The 15,690-nt window shown below is 42.1% G+C and carries 15 protein-coding genes; 13 read left to right on the forward strand and 2 right to left on the reverse strand.

What is annotated here, in order from left to right; translation table 11 throughout:
- The first annotated feature begins 70 nt into the window (after positions 1 to 70).
- Both PSU72_RS04160 and PSU72_RS04165 read left to right on the forward strand, forming a co-directional pair.
- Positions 71 to 1,426 carry an ATP-binding protein gene (locus PSU72_RS04160; protein WP_300430950.1) on the forward strand — a complete coding sequence of 452 codons (1,356 nt, stop codon included), beginning with the start codon at positions 71 to 73 and terminating at the stop codon, positions 1,424 to 1,426.
- A 50-nt stretch (positions 1,427 to 1,476) separates the two neighbouring features.
- Positions 1,477 to 2,115: a response regulator transcription factor gene (locus PSU72_RS04165; RefSeq protein ID WP_013147588.1), complete on the forward strand. Its 639-nt coding sequence runs from the start codon at positions 1,477 to 1,479 to the stop codon at positions 2,113 to 2,115.
- A 23-nt stretch (positions 2,116 to 2,138) separates the two neighbouring features.
- Here PSU72_RS04165 and PSU72_RS04170 read toward each other — a convergent pair whose 3' ends face one another.
- Positions 2,139 to 2,762 (reverse strand): hypothetical protein, encoded by a 624-nt coding sequence (locus PSU72_RS04170; protein WP_300430954.1) that lies wholly within the window; start codon positions 2,760 to 2,762, stop codon positions 2,139 to 2,141.
- Between the two features lie 73 nt (positions 2,763 to 2,835).
- The gene (locus PSU72_RS04175; protein ID WP_300430956.1) at positions 2,836 to 3,828 is read right to left on the reverse strand and encodes a DMT family transporter; all 993 of its coding nucleotides are present in this window, start codon (positions 3,826 to 3,828) and stop codon (positions 2,836 to 2,838) included.
- Between the two features lie 242 nt (positions 3,829 to 4,070).
- Here PSU72_RS04175 and PSU72_RS04180 point away from each other — a divergent pair, with 242 nt between their 5' ends.
- From PSU72_RS04180 to PSU72_RS04230, 11 genes are all read left to right on the forward strand, one after another.
- A complete protein-coding gene (locus PSU72_RS04180) occupies positions 4,071 to 5,252 on the forward strand; it encodes an aspartate aminotransferase family protein (protein WP_300430958.1) in 1,182 nt (393 codons plus the stop codon).
- 43 nt (positions 5,253 to 5,295) lie between these two features.
- Positions 5,296 to 6,216, forward strand: coding sequence for an ornithine carbamoyltransferase (argF, locus tag PSU72_RS04185; RefSeq protein WP_300430960.1), 921 nt, complete (start codon positions 5,296 to 5,298; stop codon positions 6,214 to 6,216).
- The gene (locus PSU72_RS04190; protein WP_013147594.1) at positions 6,217 to 6,525 is read left to right on the forward strand and encodes a hypothetical protein; all 309 of its coding nucleotides are present in this window, start codon (positions 6,217 to 6,219) and stop codon (positions 6,523 to 6,525) included.
- 12 nt (positions 6,526 to 6,537) lie between these two features.
- Positions 6,538 to 7,758: an argininosuccinate synthase gene (locus PSU72_RS04195; RefSeq protein ID WP_300430963.1), complete on the forward strand. Its 1,221-nt coding sequence runs from the start codon at positions 6,538 to 6,540 to the stop codon at positions 7,756 to 7,758.
- Between the two features lie 444 nt (positions 7,759 to 8,202).
- Complete coding sequence (fae, locus tag PSU72_RS04200; RefSeq protein ID WP_300430965.1) at positions 8,203 to 8,892, forward strand: formaldehyde-activating enzyme; 690 nt, start codon at positions 8,203 to 8,205, stop codon at positions 8,890 to 8,892.
- Between the two features lie 108 nt (positions 8,893 to 9,000).
- A complete protein-coding gene (locus PSU72_RS04205) occupies positions 9,001 to 9,894 on the forward strand; it encodes a CheR family methyltransferase (RefSeq protein ID WP_300430967.1) in 894 nt (297 codons plus the stop codon).
- Entirely contained in the window at positions 9,891 to 10,499 is a 609-nt protein-coding gene (gene cheD / locus PSU72_RS04210; RefSeq protein WP_300430969.1) for a chemoreceptor glutamine deamidase CheD, read from the forward strand. Before PSU72_RS04205 ends, cheD begins: the two co-directional genes overlap by 4 nt.
- A 48-nt stretch (positions 10,500 to 10,547) precedes the next feature.
- Positions 10,548 to 11,618 carry a chemotaxis response regulator protein-glutamate methylesterase gene (locus PSU72_RS04215; protein WP_300430971.1) on the forward strand — a complete coding sequence of 357 codons (1,071 nt, stop codon included), beginning with the start codon at positions 10,548 to 10,550 and terminating at the stop codon, positions 11,616 to 11,618.
- A gap of 152 nt (positions 11,619 to 11,770) precedes the next feature.
- On the forward strand, positions 11,771 to 12,169 hold the full coding sequence (gene cheY, locus PSU72_RS04220; RefSeq protein ID WP_300430973.1) for a chemotaxis response regulator CheY: 399 nt from the start codon (positions 11,771 to 11,773) through the stop codon (positions 12,167 to 12,169).
- A 2-nt stretch (positions 12,170 to 12,171) separates the two neighbouring features.
- Positions 12,172 to 12,840, forward strand: coding sequence for a protein phosphatase CheZ (gene cheZ, locus PSU72_RS04225; protein WP_300430975.1), 669 nt, complete (start codon positions 12,172 to 12,174; stop codon positions 12,838 to 12,840).
- Positions 12,841 to 12,944: 104 nt separating this feature from the next.
- Positions 12,945 to 15,674 (forward strand): EAL domain-containing protein, encoded by a 2,730-nt coding sequence (locus PSU72_RS04230; protein WP_300430977.1) that lies wholly within the window; start codon positions 12,945 to 12,947, stop codon positions 15,672 to 15,674.
- Positions 15,675 to 15,690 lie beyond the last annotated feature (16 nt).

The following is a 15,690-nucleotide window of genomic DNA, read 5'->3' on the forward strand; positions in this document are numbered from 1 at the left end:
AGTTGTTAAACTCTACACATGTTAACTTGTCATGACAACCTTACTCACTAAACTCTAATCATTACTATTTATGAGCTTAAAATTCCGACTTAATTTATTGATTACGCTTTTATCACTAGCCTTTATTTTGGTAGTAGGTACGATTTTAGTTAACGACACTAGAATTTCTATTCGCGAGCGGGTAGAGGCGGCAAGTCGTGTGACGGTGCAGTTACTGGATACGGTCATTATAAGCTCAGCACTTAACCCCGAATATGGACCAACGCATAAAGTGTTGCAAAGCTTTTTGCAGTCGTTAGGGTACGTGCGTAGCAGCCATATTATGCTTTACGATATGCGCGGCAATGTGCTTTACGAATCGCCGGAATCTACTTTTAAAAGTAACGTTCACCCACCAGAGTGGTTTGTTAAATTAGTAGCCCCTAAAGCAGAGACTGTAGAACGTAAAATTCGCTATGGGACTTTGGTGGTTTCATCAAGCGCGGCGGGTTCCATTCGTGAAGCTTGGGCTGGATTTAGTCAATTGATGTGGGTTGGTTTAATCTTTTTTGTACTACTTAATGTATTGGTTTATGCGCTATTGAGCCATTCCCTAAGACCTGTAAATCGTATTTTGGCATCGATTAACCGCATGGAAAAAGGCGATTTAAGTACGCGATTACCTACTTTTACCTTGCCTGAATTTGATCGTATTGGGCATAGTCTCAATCGCATGGCAGAGTCACTGGCCGCGGAACGCCAGTTAGAAGAAAACCGTCAATTAACCCAGCTTATTCAAAGTCATATTGAGGATGAGCGTCGAAGTTTAGCCAGAGAACTGCACGATGAGTTAGGGCAATATGTGACGGCAATTAAGACTTTTGCGGTAGCCATTGCCAATAAAACCAAAGAAAAATCACCTGATATTTCAAATAATGCGCAAGTGATTGTCTCTGCTGCAAATCAGATTTACGATGGCATGCACAACATCGTCCGTAAACTCCGTCCAGGTGCGTTGGATAACCTTGGGCTTTCTGAAACACTAAAAGATACAGTGCATTATTGGCAAAATCTTCATCCGGAAATGAAGATTAACCTGAGCTTGGAGGGTAATCTGGATAAGCTTGGTGAAACGCTGAATATCAATATTTATCGCATCGTGCAAGAAGCCATTAATAATGCGCTTAAACATGCGCAGGCCAGTACCATTGATATTAAGTTGGCGGTGTTGGCGGATGTAAGTCATGCTGATGCGGCTAATATCGTACTGACAATTAAAGATAATGGGGTCGGCATGAATATACAAACAGTAGACCAAACCCAACATTTTGGTTTGCTAGGCATGCGCGAGCGAGTGCAGGGTTTTCACGGTAGTTTTACTATCACTTCTGAACCGAATCAAGGAACAACCCTCTACATTAATATACCTCAAGTGTTGCAGGCGTAACCTTTAGGTATTTAAAACTAGGTATTTAAAACACAGACAATGGATAAAATATGAGCTTAATCAATGTAATGTTAGTCGATGATCACGCAGTGGTGCGCATGGGATTTAAAATGCTGCTAGAGTCAGACTCTGATATTAAAGTCATTGCCGAAGCTGAAAGCGGCGAACAGGCCATACAGCGTTTTGTGGAGTTTAAGCCGCACGTGGTGGTGATGGATATTACGATGCCAGGCATAGGCGGTTTGGAAGCGATTGAGCGTATTCTGGCTAAAGATAGTTCTGCCAAGATTTTGGTGTTGTCTGCACATGAAGATTCAGTGCACCCTAAGCGCGTATTGAATGCTGGCGCGATGGGTTATTTGACTAAGCGTAGCGCGGCTGAAGAGATGATTAAAGCGATTCGCGTGGTCGCGACTGGTAAAAAATATTTAGAGGCAAGCGTCGCGCAACAAATGGCGATACAGCAATTATCGGGCGACCAAAATCCAGTTGATGTGCTGTCGCCGCGTGAGTTTGAGGTATTTATGGCATTGGCAAAAGGTAAAACTACCAATGAAATTGCCGAAACTTTATTTTTAAGTCCGCGAACTGTGGGCACGCATCTTTATAATATCAAGCAAAAGCTGAATGCAAATAACTCGGCAGAAATCGCGCTAATCGCTATGCGCAGCGGTTTGCTGGATGCTTAAAGTTGCAGCCTAATGTTGGTGACTTAATTCACTGCATAACGCGCTACACTCAACTGTCCTACTGTAGATAACTCGACCAGCGCTTTAGAGCCGCTATGTAACTTACCTAATTCCACTGGAATCAAAAACGTAATCACTTCTTGTTTGTTGAGCTTAGTGTTGCTAGTGGCACCAATGGCAATTTGGCTTTGTTGCCATTCATTTTCAGGGGAGAGTTCGGTTGAACCTTGCTTCTTAGCGGCTTCAAGAATATGTTGTTTTTCGTCTCCTATCAGCAAACTCCACACTTCAACTTGTACTAATTTAGCTTCTTGCATGAGTTGGACAGGTTTCTCTTCGTCCAATGGCGCTTGCTGAGGTAAGGGTTCAATTTCAGGTTTAACTTCTTCAAAGCCTGCATTGATAAATGCAATGTCGTACTTATCTGACGTCGTGTTTTTAAGCGGCATATTTTGCGCGGCTATTTTTTGCTTTTCTTCATTTGCATCTAGTGCCGCTGCGGTAGCCTTGTCGGCACCATGCAATAATATAGATTGCACAATTTGCTGTGCAATAGGCGCCCCCACGCAACTGCAAAGCGCTGTAGCCATTAAGACTAATGCAGACCATCTACTCAGCGACAATTTAATATTCCCTTGATGTGCCATAAGACGCATGTGTTGTTAACGTGGGAAAGTTAGATTACTGCTGAATAGTGATATTGTCTAGTAAAATAAACAGCTAACTTACTGTTTTAATTGTTTCTTGTGCTGTTTTCTCAGCTTGATTCAGAGCTGCCTGCTGAGGTGCTTGAGTGGTGCGCACGCTAATCACGCCGCTGAGTATAATGAGTCCGATTGCAAGCCAAGCGTCTAGACTTAAATGCTCATTCCACCAAAGCACACCGAATAAGCTTGCGAGCACCACTGTGACATAAGCCAAGCTCGCCACAACCAGTGTATTGCCAGTGCGATAAGCACGCGTCATGGCTAGTTGTGCAATGGTTGCAGAAAAGCCTAAGCCAAGTAGAACGGGTAAATCTTGCCATTCAATCGTATGAAAGCTATCAAAAAACATCCATAAACCAGCGCCTATCGTTGAAATCAGCGTGAAATAAAATACTGTCCGCCAGTCTGGTTCGTTGGCTTTACCTAGTTGTTTGACATGTATGTAGGCGAATGCTGCGCCTATGCCTGAAAGCAAGCCTATGCCGCCTGCTAACCAATCGGCACTAGTGAAATTAGGTTTAAGTAACAGGCTTACGCCGATAAAACCAATAATTAGACCAATAAACAAAGATTTTTTTGGTTTTTCATGTAATAAAAGTGGGGTAAATATGGCCAAAAATAAAGGCGATGTGTAGTTGAGTGTAATGGCCGTAGCGAGCGGCAAATGTGCAATTGCATAGAAAAATAGCACTAATGAAACAAAGCCAACCACAGCGCGCGACATTTGTTTAAACATGACTGGCGTAGCTAAAGGTAATTTGTTGACTGCGATATATAGCCAAATAACGATTAAGCCGAATATAGAGCGGTAAAATACCAACTCGCTACTACTGAATTTTTGTGCGCCGACTTTCACCAAAGCACCCATGATAGCAAAGCCCAGCGCTGCTACTAGCATCCATAAACTACCTAGATTTGGTAGGTTAAAACGGCTTGAATTTGAGTTGGATTTGGAGTCAGAGTCGAGCTCAGATTTGGCTTTTATTTTTTTATGTTTTATTTTCATGTGAAATGGCGTTATATGGATATGTTGAAGCCAGCTAGACTTGCCAATTAAAGGGTTTTCAGATAATCTCACATATAATGTTTAATTGAAAAGTTAGATAGTAAATAATTGGAATTTTTGGATTATATCAATGCGGCTAGCGTAATATTTGTGCCACATGGAGATCCATTAGACTCAGTTTGCAACGGTGGCATTTGCCGCCGTTTTCTTTTTGAAATGTTAAGTCAGGTTTAATAAGCGATATGTCAGATCATTTAATGAATACTTATTCACGTCAGCCAGTCACCTTTGTGAAAGGCGATGGCGTTTGGTTATACGACGATAAAGGCGATAAGTATTTGGACGCGCTTGCTGGGGTTGCGGTTAATGGCTTGGGTCATGCGCATCCTAAGTTGGTGAAATCCATTAGTGAGCAAGCGGGCAAGCTAATCCACGTGTCGAATATTTATAATATTGCAGAACAAGAAGCGTTGGCTGATAAGCTTTGTGAAATTTCAGGCATGGATAAAGTGTTTTTCTGCAACTCTGGTTGTGAAGCGAATGAAGCCAGCATTAAGTTAGCCAGATTGTATGGACATAACAAAGGGATCGTTAATCCTGAAATTATTGTGATGGATAAATCATTCCATGGCCGTACGATGGCAACGCTTTCTGCGACGGGTAATCGCAAAGTGCAAGCAGGTTTCGAGCCGCTAGTGAGCGGATTCGTTCGGGTGCCTTATGATGATATTGAAGCGGTTAAACAAGTAGCTTCTCGCAATTCTAATGTGGTCGCGGTTTTGGTAGAGCCAGTGCAAGGCGAAGGCGGCATTAATATTCCTAAAGATGCGAGCGGCTATTTAGAATCATTACGTGCAATTTGTGACGCACATGGTTGGCTACTGATGTTAGATGAAGTGCAAACGGGGATTGCTCGTACGGGTACTTGGTTTGCTTTCCAACATACCACTATTAAACCTGATGTGATGAGTCTTGCAAAAGGTTTGGGTTCAGGTGTGCCGATTGGCGCCTGTGTTGCAAGTGGTAAAGCGGCAGAAGTGTTTACTTATGGTAAACATGGCTCAACATTTGGCGGCAATCCATTAGCTACTGCGGCTGGCTTAGCGACTTTAAATATTATCGAAGAAGACGGCTTGCGTGAGAATGCAGAAAAAATCGGCAATCTGATTCGTGAAGGCTTTACTGCCGAATTTAAAGATACCAAAGGTGTGGTCGTGGTGCGTAATGCAGGCATGATGATTGGCGTCGAGCTAGACAGACCGTGCGGTGATTTAGTAAGCATGGCATTAGCAGAGAAGCTGTTGATTAACGTAACGGCTGATAAAGTGGTGCGTTTGCTGCCACCATTGGTGATGAACGAATCTGAGGCAAATGAGTTGGTGAAACGACTATCTGCCATTATTAAGGCTTTTTTAAACAGTTAGAAGTACAATAGAATTTAAGCAAAAACCACTGCGGTAAACCATTATGGCAATAAAACATTTTTTACAATTCAATGACTTAAATCGTGATGAGCTCGAATATGTATTCGAACGTAGCCGTTTAATTAAAAAGCAGTTCAAAGCTTATCAGCAATATTGGCCTTTGCAAGACCGCACATTGGTGATGATCTTTGAAAAAGCTAGCACACGCACGCGTTTATCGTTTGAAGCTGGTATGCATCAACTAGGCGGTTCTGCGATTTATCTCAATACGCGCGACTCACAATTAGGTCGCGGTGAGCCAGTGGAAGATGCTGCACAAGTCATTTCACGCATGAGTGACATTGTGATGATTCGTACTTTTGAGCAAGAAATTATCGAACGTTTTGCGGCTAATTCTCGTGTGCCCGTCATCAATGGTTTAACCAATGAATATCACCCATGCCAAATTCTGGCAGATATTTTTACTTTTATTGAGCATCGCGGTTCAATTCAAGGTAAGACTGTTGCGTGGATTGGTGACAGTAATAATGTTTGCAACACATGGCTACAGGCTGCTGAAGTGTTGGATTTCAATGTACACGTTTCTACGCCACCGGGTTATGAAGTGGAAGCGGAACGCGCTAATTTGTATGGACATGACCATTATGAAGAGTTTGCAGATCCAATGGAGGCTGCAAAAGGCGCTGATCTAGTGACTACAGACGTGTGGACTAGCATGGGTTTTGAAGCGGAAAATGAAGAGCGCTTACGTGATTTTGCTGATTGGCAAGTCGATGGCGATATGATGCGTGTTGCAGCAAAAGATGCGTTATTTATGCACTGCCTGCCAGCGCATCGTGGTGAAGAAGTTGCTGCCGATGTGATTGATGGGTCACAGTCAGTAGTTTGGGATGAAGCGGAGAATCGCTTGCACGTGCAAAAAGCATTGATGGAGTATTTGCTATTAGGCCGAGTAAGCGTTTAGATGGATAAAAAGGAAAATATCCTTTCAAGCCATATATTGCCAGTTTCGGCCACTATGATTGGTGTTTGTATGACCGTTATTTCTGTTATACAGCTAGCACCTAAAAAAGGTATTTCATCTTGGGCAGATAATGTATTAGCCATTGACAGCCTGTTTTTTCTAGCGAGCATGATGTTGTCATATTGGTCGATTAGACATAAAGATCAGCGAGTGAACGCAGAGCTTTATGCGGATAGGTTTTTTATATTTGGTATGGTCATGATGGTGGCTGTTAGCTTTTTAGTGGCGTTTGAATTATTTACGGATTAAGGATTAGAAGTAATGAGTAAAGTAAACAAAGTTGTATTGGCTTATTCGGGTGGTTTAGACACTTCAGTGATTTTGAAATGGCTACAAGACGAGTATCAATGTGAAGTCGTTACATTTACCGCCGATTTAGGTCAAGGTGAAGAGTTAGAGCCTGCACGTGCAAAAGCAAAAGCAGCGGGCGTAAAAGAAATCTATATTGATGACGTGCGTGAAGAATTCGTGCGTGATTTCGTATTTCCAATGTTCCGCGCGAACACTGTGTATGAAGGCGAATATCTATTAGGTACTTCAATTGCGCGACCTTTAATTGCAAAACGTTTGATTGAAATTGCCCGTGAAACCAATGCCGATGCTATTTCACATGGCGCAACAGGTAAAGGCAATGACCAAGTACGTTTTGAGCTAGGTGCTTACGCACTTAACCCAAACATTCAAATTATTGCCCCGTGGCGCGAGTGGGATCTACTTAGCCGTGAAAAACTGATGTCGTATGCCGAGAAACACGGCATTCCTGTAGACATGAAGCATAAACAAGGCGGTAGCCCATATTCTATGGATGCTAACTTGCTGCATATTTCATACGAAGGCCGTCATTTAGAAAACCCAGCGGCAGAGGCTGAAGAGTCTATGTGGCGTTGGAGTGTTAGCCCAGAAAAAGCGCCAGATGCAGCTGAATATTTAGATATTGAGTATGTGAACGGTGACCCTGTAAGCTTGAATGGCCAAGCAATGAAGGCGCACGAGCTTTTGGCACATTTGAATACCATTGGCGGCAAACACGGTATTGGTCGTTTGGACTTAGTAGAAAATCGTTACGTGGGCATGAAATCACGTGGTTGTTACGAAACGCCAGGTGGCACGATTATGCTTAAAGCGCATCGTGCGATTGAGAGCATTACCTTAGACCGTGAAGTAGCACACTTAAAAGACGATTTAATGCCACGATACGCTAGCATGATCTACAACGGTTACTGGTGGAGTCCAGAGCGCGTTGCGCTGCAAACTTTGATTGACCATACACAAAGCACTGTGAATGGTTGGGTGCGCGTTAAACTTTACAAAGGCAATGTGATTGTGGTTGGGCGTGATAGCAAGACAAATTCATTGTTTGATTCTACGATTGCGACCTTTGAAGATGATAAAGGGGCCTACGACCAAAAAGATGCAGGCGGCTTTATTAAGCTGAATGCATTAAGGTTGCGAATAGCAGCAAATTTGAAAAATAGACAATAAGTGAAAGGGGCAGAATATGCCCCTTTTTTTATGTAGTTATTTTTTTGGTAAGACCATTCATATAACGCTAACTTCAAAAGTAATCTCACCAAAAGAGCCTGATTCCTATCAGGCTCTTTTTATTTGTGAGTTTGTTTATTCATGCGGAGTATCGTTAGATTCTTCATTATTTAGTTTTAATTGAACTTGTTTACACGTTCGTATAAAGATGGTTAGAGGTAATAGATTTAAATGGTTTTTACCTGTTTATTCCAAAGATACGATTCATTAACAAATACTCATAATAGAAAATGTAAGCAACTCAATTCATTTGCTTAACTTATATAATGAAATTTGGGCGTACTGCGATATTGCAGTTTTAGCTCAATTGAGAGAAATAGATGGCAACGCCTTTCTGCAATGCCGAATTTGAGCAGTAATAATTTTATATTCAGGAGAATAAAAATGGCTGTAATTGACCGTGTTTTAATTGGTGAAGCATTAGTGATTGAAGATCGCCCAGATGGTAGTGGTTTAGATCTAAAAAACGTAGCACATATTGATTTGATTATTGGCCCTCGTGGTAGCCCTGCAGAAGATGCTTTTTGTCGCACATTAACTGACCAAAAAGAGGGTGTGAATGGCTTGCTAGCCATTGTTGCACCTAACCTGATGGTGAAACCGAACACTGTGATGTTTAACAAAGTTACCTTAAGAAATACTAAACAGTCTATGCAAATGTTTGGCCCAGCACAGCGCGGTATTTCAATGGCGGTGATGGATTGCGTAGCAGATGGCACGATTCCAGTAGAAGAAGCTGATGACGTGTTTATCTGTATTGGTGTGTTTATTGATCAAACTGCAGACATGGACGATCGTATTCAAGATTGGAATTATGAAGCGACTAAAATGGCAATTAAAAATGCTGTAAACCGTGAGCCTAAGGCCGCTGAGTTATTAAAAATATATAAAGAATCAGCACATCCTTTTGCAGCAAAAAGTAAAGAAGAGCGCAATAGACGCGCAGCTGATGCTTTAAGCGCACTTGCAATCGATCAAATGAAAGGTCGTAACCCCAATATTGCAAAAGAACCAGAAGTCGACATCGCGGATGTTGCGTTAAATGAGATGCGTGGTCGTAAGTCATCTACATAAAATAGACGTAAGTTAGCCATTGATAAAGCCTACTCAATGTATGGCAAGTGACTATATTACTTGCCATGCAGGGGGCTAGGTTTGCTCTAAATTTAACGAAAGTTTGTGATGCTAAAAGAAAAATCGACTAAAGAAATGCAGAATGATCGCGAATTTGACTTTACTAACAATGATTTTAGTCGAGTGCGTAAACTCATTTATCAGCATGCTGGCATTTCACTGTCAGAAGCTAAGTCAGACATGGTCTATAGTCGCATTGGCCGCAGATTACGCACAGTCGGCTTCGATTCATTTAAAACCTATCTTGACAATCTTGAAAATGAAAACAATCCAGAAGAGTGGGAAGCTTTCACTAATGCACTCACAACAAACCTCACTTCTTTTTTTCGTGAAGAACATCACTTTCCTATTCTTGCCGAACATTTAGTTAGTCTCAAAAAACCTATTCGTATTTGGTGCTCTGCAGCTTCAACCGGTGAAGAGCCTTATACCATTGCGATGACAGCATGCGAAGCATTTGGCACCATGAAGCCGCCAGTGGAAATCATTGCAACGGATATTGATACTAATGTGCTTGCCACCGCTTCACGAGGCGTTTACCCATACGAACGAGTAAGCAAACTGTCGGATGAACGTCGTAAACAGTTTTTTCAAAAAGGCACCGGCGCGCAAGAAGGCTCAGTTCGTGTGCGGAATGAGCTACGTAGCTTAATTACTTTCGAGCAGTTGAATTTGCTCGATGAGCAATGGACTTTAGGTGAGCCGTTCGATGCTATTTTTTGCAGAAACGTGATGATTTATTTTGATAAACCAACTCAAACCAAAATTTTGAGTCATTTTGTACCATTAATGAAGCCGCATGCGATCTTGTTCGCAGGGCATTCAGAGAACTTTTTGTATGTGTCTAACGATTTTCATCTGCGTGGCAAAACCGTGTATGAATTAAGCGATGGCAAAACGATTAAACGTACTTCAAATCAGGTTAAAGAAAGAATTGTATGAGTATGCTACAAGAAGAAATTTCTACCACACTCTATTTCGACCGCACTTTTGATTGTAACGCAGCAAAAATATCGCCTGGCGAATACTACTACACCGATAAAGATATGGTCATAGTCACGGTATTGGGTTCTTGTGTATCAGCCTGCATACGTGACAGCATCTCTGGTATTGGCGGCATGAATCATTTTATGCTGCCTGATAGTGCCGCAGCTGATAAAGACAGCCCGGTTTCAGAATCTATGCGATATGGCACCTATGCCATGGAAGTGTTAATTAATCAATTATTGCGCAATGGCGCCCGCCGAGAGAACTTAGAAGCCAAGATTTTTGGTGGCGGTAACGTGCTGAAAAGTTTTACCACTATGAATGTGGGTGATCGTAACGCAGTCTTTGTACGTAAATTCTTAAAAGAAGAGCGTATTCGAGTGACTAGCGAAGACTTGCTGGATATTTACCCAAGAAAAGTTTATTACTTTCCAAAAACTGGCAGAGTGCTAGTTAAAAAGCTTAAAAATATGCACAACGATACATTAGTCCAGCGCGAAGAGGCTTATGCAAGCAAGCTTAAAGTGGCTGATGTGGGTGGTGAAATTGATTTGTTTTGATGATTTAATTTTATAAGAAAAACTTCTAAATCAAGAAGAGAAAATAACATGAAAATTAGAGTACTAGTCATTGATGATTCCGCATTAATTCGTAGTCTACTCACTGAGATTATCAATAGTCAACGTGATATGGAAGTTGTGGGCGCTGCACCTGATCCAATTATTGCACGTGAAATGATTAAGCAGTTGAATCCAGATGTGCTGACCTTGGATGTGGAAATGCCAAAGATGGATGGCTTGGACTTTTTAGAAAAGTTGATGCGTCTACGCCCAATGCCAGTGGTGATGGTGTCTACATTAACTGAACGTGGTTCAGAAATCACCATGCGTGCACTTGAGCTTGGCGCAATAGATTTTGTGACCAAGCCTAAAATGTCTATTTCAGAAGGTATGCGTGAATATACCGATATTATTGCGGATAAGATTCGTGCTGCTTCCCAAGCAAGAATCTCGACATTACAACGTCATGCTACGACTCAAAGCAGCGGTGCACCCCCAGCGCCTTTGCGTAATCCATTAATCAGCAGTGAGAAGTTATTGATTATAGGTGCCTCTACAGGCGGAACGGAGGCGATTAAATCGTTTCTATTACAAATGCCATCAGACTGCCCTGGTATTTTAATTACACAGCATATGCCCGCTGGCTTTACCAAGTCATTTGCAAATCGCTTAGATTCGCTATGCCAGATTTCAGTGAAAGAGGCGGCAGGCGGTGAGCGTATCTTGCCTGGCCATGCTTATATCGCACCGGGTGATAAACACCTGTTGTTAGCTAGAAGTGGCGCAAATTATGTCACGCAGCTTAGTGATGAAGCACCAGTCAATCGACACAAACCATCAGTCGACGTGTTATTTGAATCTGCTGCAGAATATGCTGGTAAGAACGTTATTGGCGTGATTTTAACTGGCATGGGCAAAGACGGTGCTGTTGGTATGGCTAAAATGAGAGATGCTGGTGCCTACAACTTTGCTCAAAATGAAGAAAGTTGCGTGGTTTATGGCATGCCTAAAGAGGCCGTGGCGCATGGCGGTGTAGATGAAGTGGCACATTTGAATGACTTACCCAAGCTGGTATTGAATTACCTCATGGCGAACAGCTCACGCGCGCTTCGTGTGTAATTAGGAAAAGCGTCACTTTTGTGTCGCTAATCTTGAATAAAACTTAAAGTAAAGTAAGTAATAATTAACACAGAAAGAATCAGAATAAGTCATTTAATGTATTTGAAGCTGATTTCGAATTCTATGAACGACTATTTTTAATGGAGTAATGCATGGCCAACCTAAATACAAAGTTTCTTGTGGTGGATGATTTCTCAACCATGCGCAGGATCGTCAGAAATTTATTAAAAGAGCTTGGTTACACCAATGTGGATGAAGCTGAAGACGGCGCAGTAGGTCTTAGCAAGCTTAAGGGTGGCGGATTCGAGTTTGTGGTGTCGGATTGGAATATGCCTAATATGGATGGCCTGACCATGCTACAAAACATTCGCGCCGACCCTGAATTGAAGCATTTGCCAGTATTAATGGTGACGGCTGAAGCTAAAAAAGAAAACATTATTGCCGCTGCACAAGCAGGAGCCAATGGTTATGTGGTTAAACCGTTTACAGCAGCAACCTTGGACGAGAAGTTATCTAAAATATTTGAGAAGCTTGAGAAAGCAGGGGCTTAGTGATGAATAGCGAGTCTTTACAACAGCAAGCAACACATGTTGAACCCATGCCAGTAGCTAACCAAGGTGACGAGATGCTGAATCGCATTGGTCATGTGACTAGGCTATTGCATGACAGTTTAAGTGGTTTGGGTTTAGATAAAATTCTTGAGCAAGTTGCACAAGACATTCCAGATGCACGTGACCGTTTAGCTTATGTGTCACGCATGACAGAACAAGCTGCAGAGCGCGTTTTGAATGCTACTGACTTAGCAACGCCACTGCAAACTGAATTGGCCAATGGCGCAGCATCGCTAGAGAAGAGTTGGAAAGAAGCATTAGAAAAGCCTTCATTAAAAAGCGAATATAACGTCATTGCCGATGAAACTTTGGAATTTTTAGCGTTGACTGCTAAAAATACCGCTGAAACCAAAGCTTTGTTGATGGATATTATGATGGCGCAAGATTTTCAGGATTTGACAGGACAGGTCATCAAGAAAATCACAGGATTGGCTCAAGATTTAGAGAAGCAATTGGTACAAGTGCTAATAGACTTCTCTCCAACTCCGACTAAAAAAGAAGTCGATGACAAAGCCACGTTAATGAATGGTCCGCAGATTGATCCAACCGCAGTAGATGTTGTCGCAAGCCAAGAGCAAGTGGATGATTTGTTAGATAGCTTAGGATTTTAATCGCACGGCCCACTAAAATTGGTCGCCTAGAACCAATTGTTGCATGACTTCATTAGCATTGGCTAGTTTCAATAGTCCAATCATAAATACTCTTGGTAAACTACATGGCAGAAAAACACTTTACGGGATTACGCGCCAAGATGCTGTTAGTCGTGGCGGCAGGAATGGTGTTACTGTTCACTATACTGTTTACGGTGGCGCGAACAGTATTGCTGGATGGCTATGCAAAGTTAGAGTCAAATAAAACTTTAATTCAGGTCAATAGTGCAGTGACGCTATTGAATGAGCAATCTCAGCAGTTAGAAGGCATCACAAGTGAATACGCGCATTGGGATAATACCTATGAGTATATGGGGCAATATCAATATATGGCCCAGTATGCAGTACAGCCGGATGCCCACTATATCGATTCTAACTATACCAACGAAACCTTCAATCACCTCAAAATCAAAGCGATTCTGCTCGTTAACCCAGAAGGCGTTGCTGTCTATAAACGCGGGTTTGATTTTATAAACAATAAGCCATGGCCTATCCCAAAATCACTTGAACAAGCGGTCAGTAAAGGCGGTATCTTTTTAAGTTCTTCTAAAGACCATTTGACTGGATTTATTTGGACGCCAGAAGGCGTTTGTATCGTGACGGCTATGGATATACAACCAAGCGCTGGTAAAAGCATCAGTCGTGGTACTTTGATTATGGTGCGTCATGTGGATCAAATGCTTATTGAGCATATTGAAAAAGTCATAGGTGCCAAGCTCACGATTCAGCAATGGTTAAATGGTAAGAATGCTGATTTGGAGAAAAAATTAGTAACCAGTGGCACGGTTGTTAAACCTTTAAATGGCACAGAGGTGGCTGGTTATACGCTGATGAAAAGTGTGAATGACCAAGCCAATCTGATGGTATCAACCTTGAGCAGTCGTGAAATATTTGAGCAAGGAGAGTCTACTTCTAGTTTCCTTTCGTGGTCTACTTCAATTATCGCTTTAATGTTAGCGGCCATTAGTTGGACATTAGACAGAATGGTGTTAATTCGTTTAGAGCGTATGAGTGAAGATGTAAAACGGATTAGCGACTCTGCAAATGTCTCGGCGCGGATTAGGCAACTTAACGGCCATGACGAACTGGCAAGCTTGTCGCACGGTATCAATGGCATGCTGGATCGCATTGAAGACTCTCAGTACGAACTTCAATTAGAAAAAGATCGCGCCCAAGTGACGCTTGAAGGCATTGCCGATGCCGTCATCACCAGTAATTCAGCGGGTTATGTGCTTTATATGAACTCAGCCGCTGAGTGGCTTACAGGCATTACTTTAAGCGAAATGAAGATTAAAACATTAAGGTCTTTATTTAGATTATTAGCTGAAGATAGGACTACGCCCGTGAATAGTGAATGGTTAACTGATTCATATAGCTTGCAAGAAGAAGTCATATTGGAGCGTGCGGATGGGGAGGAGTTTGTGATACGCAAGTCGGCTTCTCCGCTTTATGACAGTGATGGCCATACTTTTGCCATTGTTACCGTGCTTCACGACGTGACCATGCTTAGAACTTTGTCTAATCAATTGTCGTTTCAAGCGAGACATGACCAATTGACAGGTCTGATTAATCGCTATGAATTTGACCGTAAAACCCAAGCTGCCATAGATGATACAGCGATAGCCAATCGGGTGCATTGCCTTGCGTATATCGATTTAGATCAGTTTAAAATAGTCAATGACACCTGCGGGCATATGGCGGGCGATGTGTTGCTAAAACAACTAACTAATCACATTAAAGCCAAAGTGCGTAGCTCAGACACGCTAGCGCGCTTGGGTGGCGATGAGTTTGCCTTATTGTTAATGGGCTGCGATTTAGTCAAAGCTCAAGAAATCATTGAAGGTTTGCTAGAGGTAGTGCGGGAGTATCGTTTCAGTTTTGATGATAAAGTGTTCAAAATTGGCGCTAGTGTGGGCCTTACCGAAATTTCACCACTGCAGAATTTAACTTTGAGTGAGTTGCTCAGCACGGTAGACTCAGCCTGCTATACAGCTAAAGAACAAGGTGGTAATCGCATACACATTTACCGCTCTGACGATTCTGATATTAAAGAACATAACAATCAACTTGAATGGGTTTCTAGAATACATTTAGGGCTGGAACATAAACAGTTTGTCTTATACATTCAACGCATGGCAAGCTTAACTGAAGGCGCTGAACTTCACTGCGAATTGTTAATTCGCATGCAGGCGATGGATGGCTCCTATTACCCACCGGGGTATTTTCTACCTGCTGCAGAGCGATATCACTTGATGCCTAAAATAGATCGGTGGGTAGTAGGGGAGGCGCTTGCTATTATCGCCCGCAAAGGGGCGGCTTTTCCTTATGTGTGTGCAATCAATTTATCAGGTCAAACTTTGTCAGAGGATGGCTTTTTAGAATATGTGATTGAACAGATTAATTTGCACAAAGTCGATACTAGTCGGATTTGCTTTGAAATTACCGAAACCTCTGTCATTGCAAATTTGAATAAAGCACGACAATTTATGCATGCTTTACGTCAGATTGGCTGTCGTTTCTCGCTAGATGACTTTGGCAGTGGATTATCTTCTTTTGCCTATCTTAAAAATCTTGAAGTCGATTTTCTTAAGATTGATGGTATGTTTGTTAAAGCTATTGTGAAAAATAAGATAGACCGTGCGATGGTTGAATCAATTAACAATGTTGGTCATGTGATGGGCTTACACACTATTGCTGAGTTCGCCGAAAATGACGAGATTATCAATATGCTCAAACAGATTGGTGTGGATTACGCACAGGGCTATGGCGTTGCTAAACCTGAGTTATTTGAGTAGAGCAGATTTATCAGTA

The organism is Methylotenera sp., from assembly GCF_029945535.1.
Taxonomy (GTDB): domain Bacteria; phylum Pseudomonadota; class Gammaproteobacteria; order Burkholderiales; family Methylophilaceae; genus Methylotenera.

What these genes read in the sequence shown, in the direction of transcription:
- cheZ (WP_300430975.1), top strand. Translation starts at nt 12,172, where the DNA reads ATGAATAGCGAGTCTTTACAACAGCAAGCAACACATGTTGAACCCATG.
- PSU72_RS04195 (WP_300430963.1), top strand. Translation starts at nt 6,538, where the DNA reads ATGAGTAAAGTAAACAAAGTTGTATTGGCTTATTCGGGTGGTTTAGAC.
- cheD (WP_300430969.1), top strand. Translation starts at nt 9,891, where the DNA reads ATGAGTATGCTACAAGAAGAAATTTCTACCACACTCTATTTCGACCGC.
- PSU72_RS04160 (WP_300430950.1), top strand. Translation starts at nt 71, where the DNA reads ATGAGCTTAAAATTCCGACTTAATTTATTGATTACGCTTTTATCACTA.
- cheY (WP_300430973.1), top strand. Translation starts at nt 11,771, where the DNA reads ATGGCCAACCTAAATACAAAGTTTCTTGTGGTGGATGATTTCTCAACC.
- argF (WP_300430960.1), top strand. Translation starts at nt 5,296, where the DNA reads ATGGCAATAAAACATTTTTTACAATTCAATGACTTAAATCGTGATGAG.
- PSU72_RS04205 (WP_300430967.1), top strand. Translation starts at nt 9,001, where the DNA reads ATGCTAAAAGAAAAATCGACTAAAGAAATGCAGAATGATCGCGAATTT.
- PSU72_RS04180 (WP_300430958.1), top strand. Translation starts at nt 4,071, where the DNA reads ATGTCAGATCATTTAATGAATACTTATTCACGTCAGCCAGTCACCTTT.
- PSU72_RS04175 (WP_300430956.1), bottom strand. Translation starts at nt 3,828, where the DNA reads ATGAAAATAAAACATAAAAAAATAAAAGCCAAATCTGAGCTCGACTCT.
- PSU72_RS04230 (WP_300430977.1), top strand. Translation starts at nt 12,945, where the DNA reads ATGGCAGAAAAACACTTTACGGGATTACGCGCCAAGATGCTGTTAGTC.
- PSU72_RS04165 (WP_013147588.1), top strand. Translation starts at nt 1,477, where the DNA reads ATGAGCTTAATCAATGTAATGTTAGTCGATGATCACGCAGTGGTGCGC.
- PSU72_RS04215 (WP_300430971.1), top strand. Translation starts at nt 10,548, where the DNA reads ATGAAAATTAGAGTACTAGTCATTGATGATTCCGCATTAATTCGTAGT.
- PSU72_RS04170 (WP_300430954.1), bottom strand. Translation starts at nt 2,762, where the DNA reads ATGGCACATCAAGGGAATATTAAATTGTCGCTGAGTAGATGGTCTGCA.
- fae (WP_300430965.1), top strand. Translation starts at nt 8,203, where the DNA reads ATGGCTGTAATTGACCGTGTTTTAATTGGTGAAGCATTAGTGATTGAA.
- PSU72_RS04190 (WP_013147594.1), top strand. Translation starts at nt 6,217, where the DNA reads ATGGATAAAAAGGAAAATATCCTTTCAAGCCATATATTGCCAGTTTCG.